This is a genomic window from Sphingobacterium detergens (assembly GCF_003610355.1).
In the GTDB taxonomy this organism is placed as follows: Bacteria; Bacteroidota; Bacteroidia; order Sphingobacteriales; family Sphingobacteriaceae; genus Sphingobacterium; species Sphingobacterium detergens.
Window position 1 is genome coordinate 458,436 of record NZ_RAPY01000004.1, and the last position, 18,033, is coordinate 476,468.

The following is an 18,033-nucleotide window of genomic DNA, read 5'->3' on the forward strand; positions in this document are numbered from 1 at the left end:
GATAGATGGTTGGTGGGAAATCGTTTATTGACCAGATACTTACATGGACTTAAAGGTGGTAAAATCCATGTAAGTATAGTTTGGACTGAATTAGCCACGCATGGCCATAATTTTTGTCACGTATTTTCCAATAATATCAAATTCAAGGTTGATTGTCGTACCTACTTCAACCTGTTGAAGATTGGTATGTTCGAGTGTATAAGGAATGATTGCGACAGAAAACCGGTCATCGCGAGAATCCACCACTGTCAGACTAATACCATTAACGGTAATGGATCCCTTTTCTACTGTAATATTCTGTTTGGAAGGATCGTATTGAAAGGTAAAAATAAAACTACCATTTTCATCGGTTTTCTGTATACAGGTTGCGGTCTGATCGACATGTCCTTGGACAATATGCCCATCAAATCTTCCACCGGCTAAGGTACAGCGTTCGATATTAACCAGGTCTCCAACTTTCAACTGTGCTAGATTCGTTTTCTGTAAGGTCTCATCAATCGCCGTTACTTTGTGCACCTGATCATCCAGCCCAACAACGGTCAGACATACACCATTGTGGCTTACGCTCTGATCTATTTTAAATTCATTGGAGATGGGGGAGCTCACATAAAAATGAATGTTGCTTTTTTCGTGTTCAATACGCTCGATTTTTCCTAAGGTTTCTATGATTCCGGTAAACATGAACTAAAATTTTTGATTCAATCAAAGTTACTAAATAATCAAAGGAAACATGGTTTTTACCAACAAAATCGACGCATGAATGACAGAATAATTTATGGTAAATATAATTCATGGAAGGGATAAATACTGTAATAGAATCTGCTTTGATATAGTATGCTAAAAAAAGAGCTTTTGAAAATAGCAAAAAGATTGTGTGTATATAGTACACTTACTATTCCTTTTGTCGTGGCTATGCCAAAACAAATTTATGGGAGTTGAAAAAAAATATTACAAAATTTTTGTTTATATCATTTGAAGCATTATCTTTGTCATAGGTTTAGGTTGATTGCCTCTTACAAAGAGGTATTTATAAAAGCTTAGCAGGTCGCCCGACCAAATGCTAAGCTTTTTTTATTTTACAATAATATGCTGTTTTACAGTTGATTATATTTTCATTCCGCCCAATCATTTCCTTTTTCCTGAATTGTCTGTTTTTTTATTGATTCGTATTTTTTAATTAAGGTATCGATGAGCTTGCTACCTTGGGTTTATTTGCCTGAAAGAATCTTCGGTAGGTTTTGATAGCTGTTGCTGCTTGTGAAAGCATGAAGCTTTTATTTTTTCTGTATCGCTATACGATATGCTGTTATCGGAACCGATTGATTTTTTTAGCTTTTGAAAATATGTAAAGCGGACATTGAGATTAGCAGAAGGTATTCGAAATTTTTGGATCTGAAGCGTTCTTTTAAAGCGAGGAGTGCCTTGGACCGCGCATAATAGACATTTGATGGGGTAGTATCTAGTATCTTGCAGATTTCTTCAGTATCTAAATCCTCCAAAAAACTCATTTTACATATTTTAGCCTGCTGTTTTGGTAGTTTATTGATTTCGGCCAGTAATAATTCTGTTAGCTCTGTTCTAAATATTTTTTTCAGAATATCGTCCTCGGGTAGGGATAAATTCTGAAGGATATCCAATTCTTCGGTCTGCATTTTAAATCGGGCCGATCTTTTCATATCGATACAGGCATTCTTTGTGGCGATATACAAAAATGCTTTGAGGCTATCGTAATTGTCCACTTTCTGTCTGTGATTCCAGAGCTTGACAAAGATATCCGACACAATTTCTTCAGCATCGGTTTTGCTGCGTAGATAGGAAAAGGCAAAATAACGTAGCGCATGGCCAAAATGGTCCATGAAAAAGCACAATGCGCTTTCATTCCCCTCTTTTAATGCGTTAATATGCGACTCTAGTTGAAGCATGTTTGGTTATCAATATTTTTCTTTCATTGCCCTAAGATGGACATAATGACCGATATCGTGGCCTTTGTTGTTGTTCAATAGGATATTTACGGGCAGCCTCCCAACATAGATACTAACAACGAAGTTACATAAAAAAACTTGGGTTGTCGTGTTTTCAAACATGACAACCCAAGTTTTTTAACGGAGAATAAATGAGATCCGGAGAAATTTATTTTTTTACCAGCTTACTGTCTATGATTTCCCATTCTTTTATGTGTGCAGGACGGTGTTCAGTGCGGATAATTTCATCAAAATGACGGAGCAATTCGGGATGTTTGTTTGCAATATCCTTTTGCTCCCAGGGATCCGTTTCTAGATCATACAATTGCCATTTTGCTTTTGGATTATTTTTTAAATCCAGTTTAATTGCTTTCCATTTTCCCTCACGTATGGCTACCTGACCACCTTTTTCGGGGTATTCAAAGTAAAGGTATTGGTGTTTTTTCTGGTTCTTTTGTCCCAACCAGGTTGGCAGCAGGGACAGTCCATTGGTATTACCGGGATCCTGTTGGACCAACTGTCCAAAGGTAGCCATCAGATCATATTGTGCTGAGATGACAGCTGTCTCGGTGTTTGCTTTGATTGTTTTGGGCCAGCGGACGATCAATGGAACTTTAATTCCCCCTTCAAACACATCCATTTTTAACCCTCTAAGTGAATCGACGCTCTTAAAAAAGCGATAATCTATACCACCGTTGAAACCCGTGCCATTGTCGCTGGAAAACAAGATAATGGTATTGTCGTCCAGACCCAGGGATTTAATATGTTTCATGATCAGGCCCACTTGATCATCCAGATAAGTGATCATGCCTGCATAAGTAGCTCTTGGATAAGGCGTGGCCGTGTAGCCATCCTGCCCATAGTAAGGATGGTCATGGAAAAGATCTTTATACCGATTCACATATTCCTGGGGTACCTGTAGAGAAAGATGGGGTAGGGTGTACGGAAGATAGAGGAAGAAAGGACTGTTTCGGTTCTTATCAATAAATGCCAATGCCTTTTCCGTCATAATTTCAGGGGCATATTGTTTGCCACTGAATTGTTCAAAATCTTTGGCTGTTGCTTTGGTGGAGTCGAGTGGAATATGCACAAACTTTTCTTTGTTTTGGAGTGGATATTTTTGCTCGTTTTCCCAGAGATGGCTTGGATAGTAATTGTGGGCCTGCTTTTGGTCGAGGTAACCAAAGAAGTAGTCAAATCCCTGTTTGTTTGGGCTTCCGGTTGTATTTTGCATGCCGAGTCCCCATTTTCCGATGGCCCCAGTATGATAACCTGCTTTTTTAAATAGGTGAGCCATGGTGTAGGTTCCCTCGGGTAGGGGCATTTGCCCACCTTCGAGGCTATCGGCAAACCCGCCCAATTCATAATTGCCCCGGATATAGGACTGACCACCATGTTTACCTGTTAATAACATGCAGCGCGCTGGGGCACAGACTGGTGTACTGGTATAATGGTTGATAAAACGAAGTCCCTCTTGCGCCAACTTTTGCAGATTGGGGGTTTTGATCAGCTGTTGTCCGTAAGGTTCCGTCTCGGCATAGCCCAAGTCATCCGCATAAAAAAAGATGATATTGGGCAGCTTTTTAGCTGCTTGCTTTTGTTGTGCAAAAAGCATCCCCCATCCCAGTAGGATGAGGGTAAGACCTATTCCTTTTTTCATTTTTTGCGTTCTCCTTCCAACAACTGTTTCAACTCATTCACTTTTTCAGGATATTTAGCAGCAACGTTGTTTTTTTCTCCGATATCATTTTTGAGGTCGTACAATTGATCTTCCGGAAGATTTCCTGTTTCTGTATCCGTCAATTTCATATAAGCGGTACCGTTGCTTGGCGCAATATATTTCCAGTTGTCTTTGACAATAGCCAAGGTTTGTGCATGTTGGATCATGGTGCTACGTCCTTTGGGATCTTCGCCGGTTAAGGTTTTCAATAAGGCCTTGCTATCTTTTGCTTCATCAGCTTTTAATTTTACACCTACAAGCTGTGCACTTGTTGCCAACAGATCCATTTGACTGATCAATGCATTGGATACCTTACCTTTGGCCACCCCTTGTCCGCTGACGATAAAAGGTACACGTGTCCCTCCCTCAAAGATGCTATATTTACCACCTCTGAGCGGTCCTGCGGGCTGATGTCCATTAAGCTGGGCAACAGCACCATCTACATAGCCATCATCCAATACCGGACCGTTGTCGCTACTGAAAATGATAATGGTGTTCTTGTCCATGCCGAGTAGCTGCAATTGCTGTTGAATCTGTCCGACTGTCCAATCCAATTGAAGAATAGCATCTCCACGGTAACCGAGCTTACTTTTACCTCTGAATTGTGTGGCGGGCATACGTGGCACGTGGGGTTCCGTTAAACAGAAGTAGAGGAAGAATGGCTTATCCTGATGTTGTGAAATGAAATCTTGTGCTTTATGTAGAAAGGTTGTGGAAACTTCTTCGTCTACCCAGCGTGCACGTGTGCCGCCGCTCATGTAGCCAATCCGTCCGATGCCATTGACAATAGTCTGGTTGTGCCCTTGGCCGGGAGAGGATTGCATTTTGAGTAATTCGGGATGCTCTTTGCCCGTAGGATCGTTGCCTATTTTCTTCTCATAATCGACAAGGATGGGATCGTTTGCTTCAGCGGCGACAACCCGATCATTTTCTAAGAAAACGGTCGGAACACGATCGGCCGTTGCAGGGAAGATAAATGAGTAATCAAAACCAACATCGTTAGGTCCGGGTTTGATGGCTGCATTCCAGTCTTTTTTGACCTCGCTGCCAAGTCCCATATGCCATTTACCGACAATTGCTGTAGCGTAGCCTGCATTTTTGAATACTTTGGGCAGTGTGATTTTGTCTGTTGGTACAATCAGCTTGGCATCTCCGGGCAGGATGCCTGTACCCGTCTGGCGCCATGGATAGGTACCGGTCATCAAAGCAAAGCGAGATGGCGTACAGGTTGCGGAGGTACTATGTGCATTGGTAAAGCGCGTACCGCTGTGCGACAATTTATCCAAGTTTGGAGTTTCAATCTGTTGGGCTCCATAGCTGCTTAAATCACCAAAACCAAGATCATCCGCATAGATATAGATAACGTTCGGTTTATTCAGTTTTTGTGCAAATGAAGTCAGGGGAAGTGTCATCGCCAGACTCGAAGAAAGTAGGATCGTAAGAGATAGGGTCTTTTTCATATTGTGCAAATACGTTGATAGGGTGTCGTCTTTTTGTTGACGACACCCAATATACTATTTTAAATTTGGATTGATATCAATTTCACTTTGGGGAATTGGCCAGTGATTATCCTGGCCTGCTCTGAAGGACTTTTTGGTTACATACCAACGGCTATAACTGTCTCTGCTACTACCTGCTTTCACGCGGATATTTTTGGCATCGGGAAATGCGGCGCCATAGAAATCACCATTTAAAACATCTTTTGCTGTATCCCAACGCAAAAGATCCCAATAGCGGATACCTTCTAAGGCTAGTTCCACACGTCTTTCATTGCGTAATGCTGCCCGGACTATAGTCACGTTTGCGACAGCGATAGGAGGCATATTGACACTGCTACGTCGGCGGACTGCATTGATGGTTTTATCCATTAGCTCAGCTGTCAGGGGATCACCATTTTCGAGTTTGGCCTCTAGGTAGCTCAATAGCACCTCGGCATAGCGAATAATAGGAAGATCTGTTCCGGAATTCTGTAAATTGCCGCTAAAATTTTCAGCGTTAAATTTACGAAGACCATAACCCGTGCGTGTTGCTTGCTTGGTGGTTGTGAGCTGGTCAATGGACAGGGTTGAGTCTGGATGCGAGATATACCGGAGATTTTTGAAACGGTCCCCGTTGCTGATGATTGTAAATCCTAATCTCGGATCCCGATTTTGGGTGATATTCTGTGAATTATATCTGGGATCAGTATAGGAAAAGGCTGTTCCATCCGTAAAGGTATAGCTCTCCACTAAGCTTCCCAAAGGACAATGGAGATGCCAGCCACCGGCTATTGCTGGAAAGTTATGTTGAAACATACCATTTCCGGCAAGGTCTACAAGGTATTGTGTGGCAAAAATGATTTCTTTGCTGGATTCATTACTGCCATCAAAAAGACTTGTATAGTTGGGATCAATACTATTTTCATTGGCATTGATGATATTTTCGTAGGTCTTAATTGCTGCTGCGTAAGATTTTTCGGCTAATTGTAGCCGCCCCAGAAATGCATAAGCGGCTTGTTTTGTCGCGCGACCCCGTTCTGCTGCGGGTAATTTACCATAGCTTGGAAGGTCATTTGCGGCTTCCTGCAACTCGCGTTCGACAAAGGCAACCAATTCCTGCTTTTTATTTTTGATAACATGATTGGCTTCGTCAGCTGTTAATGTTTTGGTCACCAATGGGGCATCCCCCCAATACTGTGATAGGTAGAAGTATTGACAGGCGCGAATAAAACGTGCTTCAGCCCTAAAGCGGGCCAAAAGCTCAGGTGAAACAGGCGTTTTGTCCACATTCTCTAAAAAGAAATTTGCACGGGCAATCCGTTTGTAGGAGAGCGTCCAATAGTTGGATAATATACCAATATTACTGGTGAGTGTACCATCAGACAATTTATTGAATGCTGAATTATCTCCGCGTCGGTCATAGGCGTTGTCGGAGGCAAACTCTAGGTAGAGCAAACCATGGTAGGACCACCAGTCTGAGGGACTAAACTCGGCTAAACTATTCATTTGGATTTCGCCTTTGTAAAGGCCTGTGATTGCAATTCTTGCATTAGTCTCGCTGCTCCAGAATGTGTCATTAGCAAATTTATCCAGCGGATTTGTATCCAATTGTTTTTTGCAGCTCATGGTTAGACTGGAAGCTAAAAATATACAAAGGATCAGTTTTATATTTTTATAGGTTATACGTTTCATGTTATGGTTATTGAGTTGATTTAAAAACTAAGATTTACGCCGAACGTGAAATTGCGCATAATGGGGTAGTATGCCCCACTTGAATTGATCTCCGGATCCCAACCTTTTCTATAATTGCTACTTGTAAATAGATTCTCAGCATTGGCATAGATGCGTAAACCTGACAATTTCCATTTGGAAACCAGTTGTTTTGGGATAGCATATCCCAACTGTATATTTTTTAAACGCAAGTAGCTCGCATCAAGCAGCCAATAGTCTGATAAGAGCGTATTTGGTGTTCCGGTACTTGGTAGCTGTTCGAATCGTGGGTATATGGCATTTCGATCTGGATTTGCGGTAGTCCATCGGCCATCGGCTTGCCAACGCTGAATATTGCCATTCTGAGTTAATGCAAATCCAGCGTAGTTATTTAACAAACCCTGCACACCACTTACACCCTGGAGTAGGAGACCAAGGTCAAAACCTTTGTAATTAAATCCAAGATTCATTCCATAGGTATATTTGGGAATACGGGATCCAATAACCGTTCGGTCGTAAGTTGCATCCACCTTACCATCAGGGATACCGTCCGGTCCACTGATATCCTTGTACCGGATATCGCCAGGTTGTGATTGTGGATTAATACTTTTTTGATCTGCCCAAGATGCCACATCAGCAGCATCAACAAATAAACCGTCAGTCTGATAGCCGTAATAAGCCTGTATCGGATAGCCGATAAACAAATCGGATCCATTACCAATCATGCCATTGGACTGGTTGATATTGCCAATACCCAAATCGACGACTTTATTCTTGACCGTGGAGAAGTTTAGATTGACATTATAGGAGAACTCATTGACCTTATGTTGATGGCCTAAGGTAAATTCCCAGCCAGTATTTCTAAGTTTTCCAGAGTTTTGTATACCAACATCAAAGCCTAATACCTTTGAAATGCTAGAGCTGGGGCTGACTAAAATATCATAAGTAAAACGATTGTAATAGGTGCTGCTAAAGGTCAGTAGATTTTTAAATAATGCGATTTCGAGTCCGGCATCAGCAGTTCGGGTTGATTCCCAGCGTAAGTTTGGATCTACAATCGTCACACGGGCGACCCCAGGCGATATACTATTTCCGAAGGGATAATTGTAACCCGTATTTAAGATGTTTTGGTAGGGATAATTTGACACTACTCTTGAGGTAAGATTCTCGACAATATTCTGATTACCTAAAACACCATAGGAACCTTTTAATTTCAACTCAGTAATCCAGTCAAACTTATCTTTTATAAAAGCTTCTTCACTGATTAGCCAACCTGCAGCAAGTGAAGGGAAAATAGCATACCGTTTACTTGTAGGAAAGCGGGATGAACCATCGTATCGAATCACCCCTTCTAGGAGGTATTTTTTTGCGTAATTGTACTGAACCCGACCAAAGAGCGATTCTAATGCCCATTCGGATGCCGAGCCCGAGTTAAGTTGTCCATCTGGTGAACCAATATTTAATTCTGTAAGCTCATTGCTCGGGAAGTTTTGACGAGAAGCCGACAGTCCTTCACTGTAACCTTTTTCAAAGGAATAACCGGCAAGGATTTTAACGGAATGGTCGTTGAATGATTTGGTATAATCGGCTAATGCCTGAAAAGTTTTATATGTCGTATAAGGGGCGCTCTGTTCTAGTGTAGAAGGAGCAAGTGTAATGGAGCTATTAATGCGCTGTGCTGCACGAAACAACTTGGAACGACCATTGGTTTGGGTATAACCACCAATTGCCGAGAGTGTCAGATCAGAAATTGGATTCCAGTCGAAACGTGCATTTCCGGAGATATCGGATACTTTCTCTTTGTAAAATGATTCGCTTTCAAGAAAAGATACGGGTGTTCCCTTTAGATTATTTCCAGCTCCCCAGTCGCCATTGCTCATACGGATCGGAAATGTTGCGGGATAGCGGATAACCTGGGAGATAATATCTGTCATTCGCGAAAAATCAAGCGTTGCTGGTGCAGCGGGTTCATCGGTGTCGGTCTGTATCGCCGATACCCTTGTCGTTAATTTAAGTTTATCACTCAGCTTGGAAATCAGATTGAGTCGAACATTGTATTTATTAAAGTTGTTTTTAATGACAATACCTTTCTGATTGAGGAACCCGGCAGATAGGGTATACTGTATTTTTTCGGTTGTATTGGAAATATTCAGGTTATGTCCAGTCTGGGCTGCCTGTGATTTAAATGTACTACCGATATAATCGCTATTGGGGTAATTGTCAGGATCAGATCCGTCCTTAAATTTTTGAATTTCTTCTTCGGTATAACCACCGCCACCATTTGTGGTTTCATTGAGCAGGCTGGCATATTCCCAGGAGTTGACAAACTCGGGAAAGGCTGTTGGTTTTTGAATGCCAAAGTATCCGCTATAATTAACGGCTAATTTTCCGGCTGTTGAACCTGTTTTTGTGGTGACCAAAATAACGCCATTGGCGGCTCTGGCACCATATATTGCTGCTGATGAGGCATCTTTCAAAACAGAGATGGAGGCGACATCATTGGGGTCGATATCATTGAATGAGCTGGTTGGAATACCGTCGACCAGTATAAATGCATCGGTGGTGGCACCGAAAGAGCCCACACCTCTGATCTGTATGCTATTGTTGGCCGCACCGGGTTGCCCAGAACGTTGGATCACTGTCACACCAGGCATTTGTCCCGTTAGTGCCTGCGCAAGTTGTGGAACCGTTCGTTTGGCAAGCTGCTTACCATCAATCTGCGAGACCGAACCGATCAATTCCTTCTTTTTCGTAGCACCATAGCCCACGATCACCACCTCTTCCAAGGCGTCAATCTGTTGATTAAGCGTAACATCAAGATAGATTTGTGTATTTAAGGGGATTTCTTTCTGCTGAAATCCAATCATCTTAACAACAAGTATGGCATTGCGATCATTGACATCCAGCTGGAAATTTCCGCTGGCATCTGTTGTGGTTGCTTTGCTTGTTCCTTTGAGAGTAATTGTTGCCCCAGAGATTGGCTGCCCTTGGCTGTCATGGACATTTCCCTTTACGGTCCTTGTCTGCAACATAAACGCATAGTTTGTTGGAGTAATGACAGCTGAGTTATTTGCTTTTACTGCGGTGACGACAAGCATATTGTCTTTGAAACTCCAACTAATGGGTTTGTCTTTCAATAGTACTGACATCGCTTTTTCTAAAGGCATATTCTTTACATGCCCCTCAATTTTTATTTCGGCGAGTTCCTTACCATTTAACAGAAAGGGAATACCGCTCTGCTTTTGGATGGTTCGCAGAACCTGTATAAGCGATGTTTTGTTTGCATCTATGGTAATAGATTGTGCGTATCCAGCTGCTGAGAGTTTGACAACACATGCAAGCGTAAAAAAGGCGCTAAGCTTCATTTTGGTCTTCCATTGTTTGGGTATGTCCATAGCTATAGGTTTTCTATGAACAAGAAATTTAAAATTCATAAATTTGTTGAATTAGGGATATAATCTGTTTGTAAACTGATTGAGTGAATCGGTCAAAAATGGAGATCGCTAATGTATTGGCCGATTAATGTTGGAAGCATTATTCGGCTTTTTTTTAGCGGCTCTGATTAGCTTCGTTAAGTTGGCTTTTTCATCTGTATAATTTAGTTTTTGGTTATATAATGGGTTAATTGGATACGATGAGCTTACGGACGCCATCTTCCTGGATCAATTCAAACTGGATATTACTTCTTTTTAAAATTTCCAATACTGCGGACAAACTTTTTGTCCGCTGAATTTCACCGTATAAATAGGTCTCTTTGATGTTATTTTTATAAATAATCTGGAGATCATACCATTGACCAATCGTCTGTAGGGCGGTATGGAGGTCTGTCTCATTGAAATAGAATTTATTGTCAATCCAGGCAATGTAATTGTGTGGGTCTACGCTTTTTTGTGAAAGGCGTCCCGATGACAGGGTGGCCTGTTGATTGGGTTTGAGCTGTATTTGCTGTCCATTGGCTGATAAATTGATCGAACCTTCGACAAGGGTCGTACTGCTTTTTTGTTTTGAATAGGTGTTTACATTAAATTCGGTACCTGTTACTTCAATCAATTGACCATTGGACTTTACACGGAAGGGCACTTTTTTATTTTTGGCGATTTTAAAGTAGGCTTCTCCATCCACTTCCACAAGTCTCTGGTCTTTTGCGAATTGTAGGGGGTATTTGAATGAGGTCTTTGCATTAAGAGTAACCTGAGACCCATCTGCCAGGGTAATTTGGAGTATGCTGCCAGCTGGTGTATTGACGGTCGCAATCAAATCTGTATTGGGAACTGTCGATTGAATAAGACTACCATCGGCATATTTCAAGCCGCCAGATGTGACCAATGCACCTTTTTCATTGTCCAGTTGGATTACTTTTCCGTTCGAAAGCCGTATTTCAGTATGATTATTCGGTAATTCGACATCATGTAGGACGATTCTATTGGCATTGAGGGCCGAAGGCTTCCAAATAAATTGATAGATTAAACCCGCAAGAACAACACAAAATAGAGCCGCAGCATAAGGCATAAGTCGCCTGATCCTGTTGATACGAACAGGTTTCTCTTGTGCATGGATCGTTGCCAGGGTTTTTGTTTTGAGGCGTTCAGACCAATCTGTAGCATCTGATTCCTCCAGTGAGATCCGCTGTCTCAAATCCCGTACAAGATCTTCTTTTTGCAACAGATCATCAAGATAAATGCCATGCGCAGGGGATTCGGCTAACCAGGAGGACAACGCATTTTTTTCCACAGGCGATAAATTGCCTTTTATGCATTTTACAATCAGTTGCTTGATATCTTCTGTTAGCCTCATGGTTTATAATTTTAGATAGATACGTAGCATGGAGAGGAAATCTTAGTAAAAAAATAAAAAATTTGTATTAACTGTTCGAATAGGATAGATTTTGTCTGCAAATAGTTAAATATGAGTTCTGTATCTGCGAATGTTTGTTGTCGCTTTTTAATTTTTAGGAATATTCGCACCTTTGGGAAAGATTCAAAACTCCAATGATAGAAAGATTAGTAAAATTCAGATTTCTAATGATCAAAAGTTTAATAATTGGTTTGACCCTCATTATGGGGGCATGTTCAACAGATGGCCCCAGCTACCAGCAGGAAATTTTGGATCTAAAAGATCTTGATTTTAGTAGGGATGCTGAGCTTTTCTATCAGTCAGCAACACAAAAATCTAATCATGACATTGATAGTAAAAAACAATTTGTTGAAGTCTATGACCTCGGGAACGGTTGGTCGACGTTTGAAGTGAAGAAATTTTCCAGCAAAGACATCGTTGCTAAATTTGATAAGGTGAATTTTAATCAGGTGAATGCCATCGTAGGAAAAGATCGAAAATTTAAGCTGGTCAATGCCCAGGCTGAACTTACAGGTGTTGAATTGAATAATTTGTATAAGGATCTTAATGCAGGTTTTGGTGATCCGATTAAGGTGGATTCTGTTGCTCGTTCGACCTATACACGTATGTATCGTTATACTTGGGAGGGAAAAGGACAGGTGTTTCAAGTTGTTTCAATGTTTAATCCAGCACAACCTGAGCGGCTAGAACAGATTAATGCAAGAATTCCAGACAAGGATTTAAGAATTGTCAATGAGCGGCCCAGCATGTCATTATTTATCTGTAAAAACTCCTCAATGGATGCAATCCTTGACTTGGAGCTTGTTGATGGTGACTGGGTAAAATTTAAATACTAACTGGTCCGAATTAGTTTGAAATGTTAATAGATATGGCTATTTTTAAACCTTTCATACAATTGCAGTATAGCCTTATTAGCTGCTTTTTCGTCTTGATTATAGTGTTGTTTTTTTTGTAGTTAATGGTCAGTTTAATAGGGTTTTATTAGTTTGTTTGAATATAAATACTTTAAGGGTGTTGGTGCAAAGGGAAATAGTCAAGATGCTAGAAAATGGTTTATGGAAGATGGTATGCAGTTAAGTTGGTTGTGGATTGTGTTGAATTCATCTCTTTTGACAGATCGCTAACATGAAAAATTCACAGGTAATCATCGGTTACGAAAATAGTCTTTTTATAGATTTTGTTGTCGATAAAAAATATCGTTGGATTCGCCATTGTTTGTTGATCGGTGTGATTGTTGGTATTCATTTTTTGCCAAGCAAGAAGGCGGAAGTCGATCCTACGAGTAGCCTGTGGCGTCTTTTCGAGACTTTGCTGTCCATTACAATTTTGTTGAGTCTTTTTTACATCAATCATTATATCCTAATCCCTGCATTTGTACTGAGAAGTCGGTTTTTAGCTTATGCGGGGAGTCTTCTTGTCGTTTATACGCTTATTTTTTTAGTGTTGATGTATTTGGAGCGGCAGGAATTGCGGTTTATCCAAAAGCCGGATCGATCCTATCTGGATTGGGAAGATTATTTGATCATCGTTATTTTATTGACCATATTTATAGCAGCAGTCAGTAGCATGAAGCTGTTTAAGGTGTGGATTGTTAACCTCATTCGATTCAAAGAATTTGAGAATAATACACTGACGATTCAATTGGAGCAGCTTAAAAGCCAAATTAATCCCCATTTTTTGTTTAATACACTCAATAATATCAATTTCTTGATTGATGAAAACCCTAAATTGGCTTCCAAGGTACTGCTTAAATTAAGTGATGTACTCAGAAATCAACTTTATCTGTCAAAGGGGGATTCGATCGAGTTAGGGAAAGAAATTGCTGTCTTAAAAAATATTCTCTTTATGGAGGACATTCGCAGGGATAAATTTGTCGTCGATTTTACTATTGACCAACAGATGGAACAGCTGCATGTTCCACCATTTCTATTTATTCCTTTTGTTGAAAATGTTGTTAAACATAGTGCACATCAGGCGATGGAGGGAGGGCAGCATGTGCAGATTGCGTTTTCAATTCAGGCTGAACGCATTTGTTTTACCTGTGTTAATCCGAAGAAAAGAAAAATACAGGCTGCTGCATATGGTGGTCTCGGATTGAGTAATATCCAAAAACGATTAGAAATTTTGTATCCGAATAGCTATAATTTGCAAATTGATGATTTCGACGATAGGTATAAGGTGTTTTTAAGTATTCCGATGGGAACGTAATAAGACTATGGACAAGCTAAGTATTAAATACATTGTGATTGAAGATGAACCTTTGGCGAGAAGGGGGCTGGTAAAATTATTGAAAGGTTACGATTTTTTGGAATGCCTCGGCATGTATGGCAATACGGAAGATGCCCGTATGGTGATGGAGGATCAGCTCCTTGACTTGATTTTTTTGGATATCAATCTACCCGAAGAAAGCGGTTGGGATTTTGCTCAATTTATCCCTGCCCATATACAGATTATATTTACAACTGCTTATCCCAATTATGCATTGGAAAGCTATGAACTGAATGCGTTGGATTACTTGTTAAAACCTATTGCTGAGGATCGGTTAAAGAAGGCTTTGGATAAAGCCGTCAGCCATTTTCAACAAAAGGTTCCGGAGAAAGGTGTTGTATCGCCTACTGATCATATTTTTGTAAAGGCTGACCGTAAGCTTTTTCGGTTGGAGCTAAATGAAATTCAGTACATTGAAGCCATGAAAGATTATGTGATGATCCATACAAAAGATAAAAAATTAATGGTGGCAATGAACATAAAAACGATATTCAATCAATTGCCCAATACAGACTTTGTGCGGATCAATAAATCCTTTGTGGTCAATCTAAATAAGGTAGAGAGTGTAGACAACCATTGGGTGACAATCGCAGGCTTTGAGATGCCTTTGGGGGCAAGTTTTAAGGAGGATCTTTTGGAACGTATAAAAAAGCAAACCATTAATCGGTAAAAGGTAGACTGTAATGGGCTATTTGCTTAATTTAGTAGCGAGGAGATAATGTCGTTCAGCATCATCTCCTCGCTGTTACAAAGTATTCAATTAATCAACCTGTATGCTTTTGGTCGAGAAGGTATGTGCACTAAAATAGCCGAGTGTTGCCGGGCTAATATTAGTAGGCGGATTACTTGGTGTCACACCCGAATTGGCCGATTGCTGCATCAGGCTATACCAGTAGTTGTACACCGTTTTATCTACACAGAGCATTTCTACACGAATATGATCACCAGGGAATATATCGACATCATCTGGACGCAACGTTAAATTGATATCATTCCCATTGTTGAAGTCGTCGTTGACCGCATAAATATCTTTCAATTGTTTGTCGTTTAGAAAAACGATAAATCTATACTGATTGATTTGATCTGCCGGATCCTTATAGAAGACTTTAATATTCCGTTTTTCCTTATCGCCAAATTTTGGTTTTTCGACAGCAATAGAGTCCAGTGAAACGATTTGCGGCATTTGCGAAGTTGCCTGATATTTATCTTGATCAACGCGTACTTCCATTGTGTATGTCTCTCCCGGGATTCCTGTCAACTGTTGCGCTTTGTATGTTCCGGCTGCGGTTTCCACAAATGTATATTCGTTCTGATTCTGATCCCTTACCAGAACCGTTGCTCCGCTTACTGCGGGGTAATTGTTGCCGCCAGAAAAGGCTGTATTTCGGCTAAGTTTTATTTCTTGTTCTGTTGTTGTGTTATTGATGACGCCTTCAATAACTAATCGACCAACTTCATCATTGACCTGAATATCGATGACTTTCTCACAGGATGAAATGAAGGTCGTAAGGATAAGTATACTGGAGATAACAATAATATGTTTCATATATAAATATTTTATGAGCTTGCTATGCTCAGTTTGTCTCTAAAAGCCTTGGTAAATACCCATTTCGTCAATGCTTGTGTTTTTTGAATAAGGGTATTTTATGTTTTTAGTAATTGGGATTAAAATTTAAAATTCCAGGTAAACGAGGGGATAGGGATACCAAAAATACTTGTTTGGACAGCCTCTGTTGCGTTGGCAACGGTTTTACTATCTCTAAATGCGATTCTGTAAGGATCCTTATGCCCATAGACATTGTAAATGCCAAATGTCCAGCTTGATTGATAACGTTTCCCCGGTTTTCCTTCAAAGGTGGCGGCAATATCCAAGCGATGTGATGCGGGCATACGATAAGCATTACGCTCCGAATAAGAGAAGGTAGTATTGCCACCGACTGTGTATTTTCCCGTTGGATAAGTGACAGCCCTTCCTGTTCCATAAACGAAATTACTGGAGAAAGTCCACTTTTCATTGAGCTTATAGATACCGACAATAGATACATCATGGGTACGGTCCTGCGTTGCAGGAAAGTATTTTCCTGCGTTGATCTCATCAAATTTGCGTTCGGTTTTAGACCAGGTATAACCCACCCAGCCATTAAAACGGCCATATTTTTTCTTCAGAAATAATTCGACACCATAGGCTCGCCCTACGCCATAAACCAGTTGGGATTCGACGTCTTGGTTGACAAGCAATTGCGCGGCATCTTTATAATCGATTTGATTTTGTAGATTTTTGTAATAGACCTCCGCGGAGAACTCATATAGATTATCTTTAAAGTTTCTGAAATAACCCGTGGAGAACTGATCAGCAATTTCGGGCTTGATATTCTTGCTGCTCATCACATAGAGATCCGTCGGACTGGCGCTTGTAGAGTTTGTCAATAGGTGAATATTTTGTGTATTTCTATTGTACGAAGCTTTGATGGACTGTTGTTCATTGAGTAGATAACTTACACTAAAGCGAGGCTCCAAATTGAGATAATGTTGTACTAGCTCTCCGGATTTGTAATGTTGTGAGCCAATGGTGTTACCCGCCGCGTCATAAGTACTAAAAGTTCCTGGACCAACCAGCAACATCGAGCTTAAGCGCAGGCCATAGGCCATATTCAGTTTGTCGTTTACCTTCCAGTCGTCACTGGCGTAGGTTGCCATTTCGTAACCAAAGCGATGTTCGACATGTTTGTCATTGAAACTGGAACTGGCTGTTGTCGTAATATCACCCGGAGCAATATCATGTCGGGTAACCTGCAATCCAAATTTTAGCGCATGGTCAGAACTTGCATAATATTGGAAATCCTGTTTAAAATTTAGATCGGTAATCTTAGACGTTGCCTTAAAGCCATCGTTGCGGTCCAAGCCTTCGATAACATAGTTAAATTTGCTATAGACAAGTGATGTGTTTGAGAATAATTTATTGCTGAAGATATGGTTGAATCGTAAAGTTCCGGTTGCATTCCCCCAGTTGGTGCCGAAAATATCCTGGAGCCCTAATACATCTTTACCAAAATATCCGGATAGATAGATCGCATTTTTATCGTTGAATCTATAGTTAACCTTCGCATTGATGTCATAAAAGTAAAGCGTACTTTTATTAATTGTTGTATCCGAGGAGGCTTTCATAAAGAGATCCATATAAGTACGACGAGCAGATAACATAAATGAGCCTTTGTCCTTAACCAGCGGACCCTCTACTTTAATGCGGGAAGCAATTAATCCAATACCACCCTGAACAGTGGTTTTCTTATTATTACCTTCATTCATTTTTACATCGAGCACCGATGACAGCCGTCCTCCATATTCAGCAGGCATACCGCCTTTATAGATACTGACATCTTTGATGGCATCTGAATTGAACGTAGAAAAGAAACCGAGTAGGTGAGTGGCATTATAGACAGTTGCTTCATCCAGTAAAATCAAATTTTGATCGGCACCACCACCACGGACATAGAAACCTGTATTTCCTTCGCCAGAGGTTTTAATGCCCGGCATTAATGTGATGCTTTTTAAAATATCGCGTTCTCCCAAAACTACCGGAAGCTGATTGATCTGGGTCATATTGAGTTTTTCAACCCCCATTTGTGGCGAGGAAACATTTTTATTATTACGTCTGTTGGATGAGATGACAACCTCATCTAGTAAGGTCTGTGATCGCAGCGTGAGATTAAGGGCTTGATCTCTGTTTAATTCTATTGTGTCAATACGGGTATTGTATCCTACATAGGAGGTGGAGAGTAGATACCTTCCTTCGGGGGCAGCCATGGAATAGAAACCATAAGAATTACTGGAACTTCCAGATTGGGGAAGTTCGCGTAGTTTGACCGAAGCACCAATAAGTGTTTCTCCTGTTGATACGTCGGTGATTGTTCCAGATAATGTATAGCGCTTTTGTGCAAGGGCAGTGCTGCCAAGTGAAATAGAAAGTAATAAAATGGGTAATGATCTGAGCATATTGCGAATTTTTCACGAAAATAGGGGTTAGTGAACTGTGAAAAATTTC

12 protein-coding genes are annotated in these 18,033 nt (G+C 40.7%); 3 read left to right on the forward strand and 9 right to left on the reverse strand.

Annotated elements, in window-relative coordinates; translation table 11 throughout:
- Nucleotides 1-90: 90 nt before the first annotated feature.
- From DFQ12_RS20415 to DFQ12_RS20445, 7 genes are all read right to left on the reverse strand, one after another.
- Nucleotides 91-681: a riboflavin synthase gene (locus tag DFQ12_RS20415; RefSeq protein ID WP_120260885.1), complete on the reverse strand. Its 591-nt coding sequence runs from the start codon at nucleotides 679-681 to the stop codon at nucleotides 91-93.
- 647 nt (nucleotides 682-1,328) lie between these two features.
- Nucleotides 1,329-1,922, reverse strand: a complete 594-nt coding sequence (locus DFQ12_RS20420) for an RNA polymerase sigma factor (RefSeq protein WP_120260886.1) — start codon at nucleotides 1,920-1,922, stop codon at nucleotides 1,329-1,331.
- A 208-nt stretch (nucleotides 1,923-2,130) separates the two neighbouring features.
- Nucleotides 2,131-3,621, reverse strand: coding sequence for an arylsulfatase (locus DFQ12_RS20425; protein WP_120260887.1), 1,491 nt, complete (start codon nucleotides 3,619-3,621; stop codon nucleotides 2,131-2,133).
- Complete coding sequence (locus DFQ12_RS20430; RefSeq protein WP_120260888.1) at nucleotides 3,618-5,141, reverse strand: sulfatase family protein; 1,524 nt, start codon at nucleotides 5,139-5,141, stop codon at nucleotides 3,618-3,620. Before DFQ12_RS20430 ends, DFQ12_RS20425 begins: the two co-directional genes overlap by 4 nt.
- A gap of 54 nt (nucleotides 5,142-5,195) precedes the next feature.
- Nucleotides 5,196-6,851, reverse strand: coding sequence for a RagB/SusD family nutrient uptake outer membrane protein (locus DFQ12_RS20435; protein ID WP_120260889.1), 1,656 nt, complete (start codon nucleotides 6,849-6,851; stop codon nucleotides 5,196-5,198).
- A 20-nt stretch (nucleotides 6,852-6,871) separates the two neighbouring features.
- The gene (locus DFQ12_RS20440) at nucleotides 6,872-10,264 is read right to left on the reverse strand and encodes a SusC/RagA family TonB-linked outer membrane protein (RefSeq protein ID WP_167457320.1); all 3,393 of its coding nucleotides are present in this window, start codon (nucleotides 10,262-10,264) and stop codon (nucleotides 6,872-6,874) included.
- Nucleotides 10,265-10,490: 226 nt separating this feature from the next.
- A complete protein-coding gene (locus DFQ12_RS20445; protein WP_120260891.1) occupies nucleotides 10,491-11,663 on the reverse strand; it encodes a FecR family protein in 1,173 nt (390 codons plus the stop codon).
- A gap of 227 nt (nucleotides 11,664-11,890) precedes the next feature.
- On the opposite strand from DFQ12_RS20445, the gene DFQ12_RS20450 reads away from it, so the two are divergent.
- The 3 genes from DFQ12_RS20450 to DFQ12_RS20460 all read left to right on the forward strand — a co-directional run bounded on the left by DFQ12_RS20450 (nucleotide 11,891) and on the right by DFQ12_RS20460 (nucleotide 14,661).
- Nucleotides 11,891-12,559 carry a hypothetical protein gene (locus DFQ12_RS20450; protein WP_120260892.1) on the forward strand — a complete coding sequence of 223 codons (669 nt, stop codon included), beginning with the start codon at nucleotides 11,891-11,893 and terminating at the stop codon, nucleotides 12,557-12,559.
- A 289-nt stretch (nucleotides 12,560-12,848) separates the two neighbouring features.
- The gene (locus DFQ12_RS20455; RefSeq protein ID WP_120260893.1) at nucleotides 12,849-13,931 is read left to right on the forward strand and encodes a sensor histidine kinase; all 1,083 of its coding nucleotides are present in this window, start codon (nucleotides 12,849-12,851) and stop codon (nucleotides 13,929-13,931) included.
- 7 nt (nucleotides 13,932-13,938) lie between these two features.
- Nucleotides 13,939-14,661: a LytR/AlgR family response regulator transcription factor gene (locus DFQ12_RS20460; protein ID WP_120260894.1), complete on the forward strand. Its 723-nt coding sequence runs from the start codon at nucleotides 13,939-13,941 to the stop codon at nucleotides 14,659-14,661.
- Nucleotides 14,662-14,751: 90 nt separating this feature from the next.
- On the opposite strand, the gene DFQ12_RS20465 is transcribed toward DFQ12_RS20460, so the two are convergent.
- Together DFQ12_RS20465 and DFQ12_RS20470 are read right to left on the reverse strand one after the other, a co-directional pair.
- Entirely contained in the window at nucleotides 14,752-15,537 is a 786-nt protein-coding gene (locus DFQ12_RS20465) for a DUF4249 domain-containing protein (protein ID WP_120260895.1), read from the reverse strand.
- A 119-nt stretch (nucleotides 15,538-15,656) separates the two neighbouring features.
- Nucleotides 15,657-17,984: a TonB-dependent receptor gene (locus DFQ12_RS20470; RefSeq protein WP_120260896.1), complete on the reverse strand. Its 2,328-nt coding sequence runs from the start codon at nucleotides 17,982-17,984 to the stop codon at nucleotides 15,657-15,659.
- Nucleotides 17,985-18,033 lie beyond the last annotated feature (49 nt).

Bases quoted from the DNA above. Each gene is read 5' to 3' on its own strand.
- DFQ12_RS20465 (WP_120260895.1), bottom strand. From the start codon at position 15,537: ATGAAACATATTATTGTTATCTCCAGTATACTTATCCTTACGACCTTC.
- DFQ12_RS20420 (WP_120260886.1), bottom strand. From the start codon at position 1,922: ATGCTTCAACTAGAGTCGCATATTAACGCATTAAAAGAGGGGAATGAA.
- DFQ12_RS20415 (WP_120260885.1), bottom strand. From the start codon at position 681: ATGTTTACCGGAATCATAGAAACCTTAGGAAAAATCGAGCGTATTGAA.
- DFQ12_RS20460 (WP_120260894.1), top strand. From the start codon at position 13,939: ATGGACAAGCTAAGTATTAAATACATTGTGATTGAAGATGAACCTTTG.
- DFQ12_RS20430 (WP_120260888.1), bottom strand. From the start codon at position 5,141: ATGAAAAAGACCCTATCTCTTACGATCCTACTTTCTTCGAGTCTGGCG.
- DFQ12_RS20470 (WP_120260896.1), bottom strand. From the start codon at position 17,984: ATGCTCAGATCATTACCCATTTTATTACTTTCTATTTCACTTGGCAGC.
- DFQ12_RS20425 (WP_120260887.1), bottom strand. From the start codon at position 3,621: ATGAAAAAAGGAATAGGTCTTACCCTCATCCTACTGGGATGGGGGATG.
- DFQ12_RS20455 (WP_120260893.1), top strand. From the start codon at position 12,849: ATGAAAAATTCACAGGTAATCATCGGTTACGAAAATAGTCTTTTTATA.
- DFQ12_RS20440 (WP_167457320.1), bottom strand. From the start codon at position 10,264: ATGGACATACCCAAACAATGGAAGACCAAAATGAAGCTTAGCGCCTTT.
- DFQ12_RS20445 (WP_120260891.1), bottom strand. From the start codon at position 11,663: ATGAGGCTAACAGAAGATATCAAGCAACTGATTGTAAAATGCATAAAA.
- DFQ12_RS20450 (WP_120260892.1), top strand. From the start codon at position 11,891: ATGATCAAAAGTTTAATAATTGGTTTGACCCTCATTATGGGGGCATGT.
- DFQ12_RS20435 (WP_120260889.1), bottom strand. From the start codon at position 6,851: ATGAAACGTATAACCTATAAAAATATAAAACTGATCCTTTGTATATTT.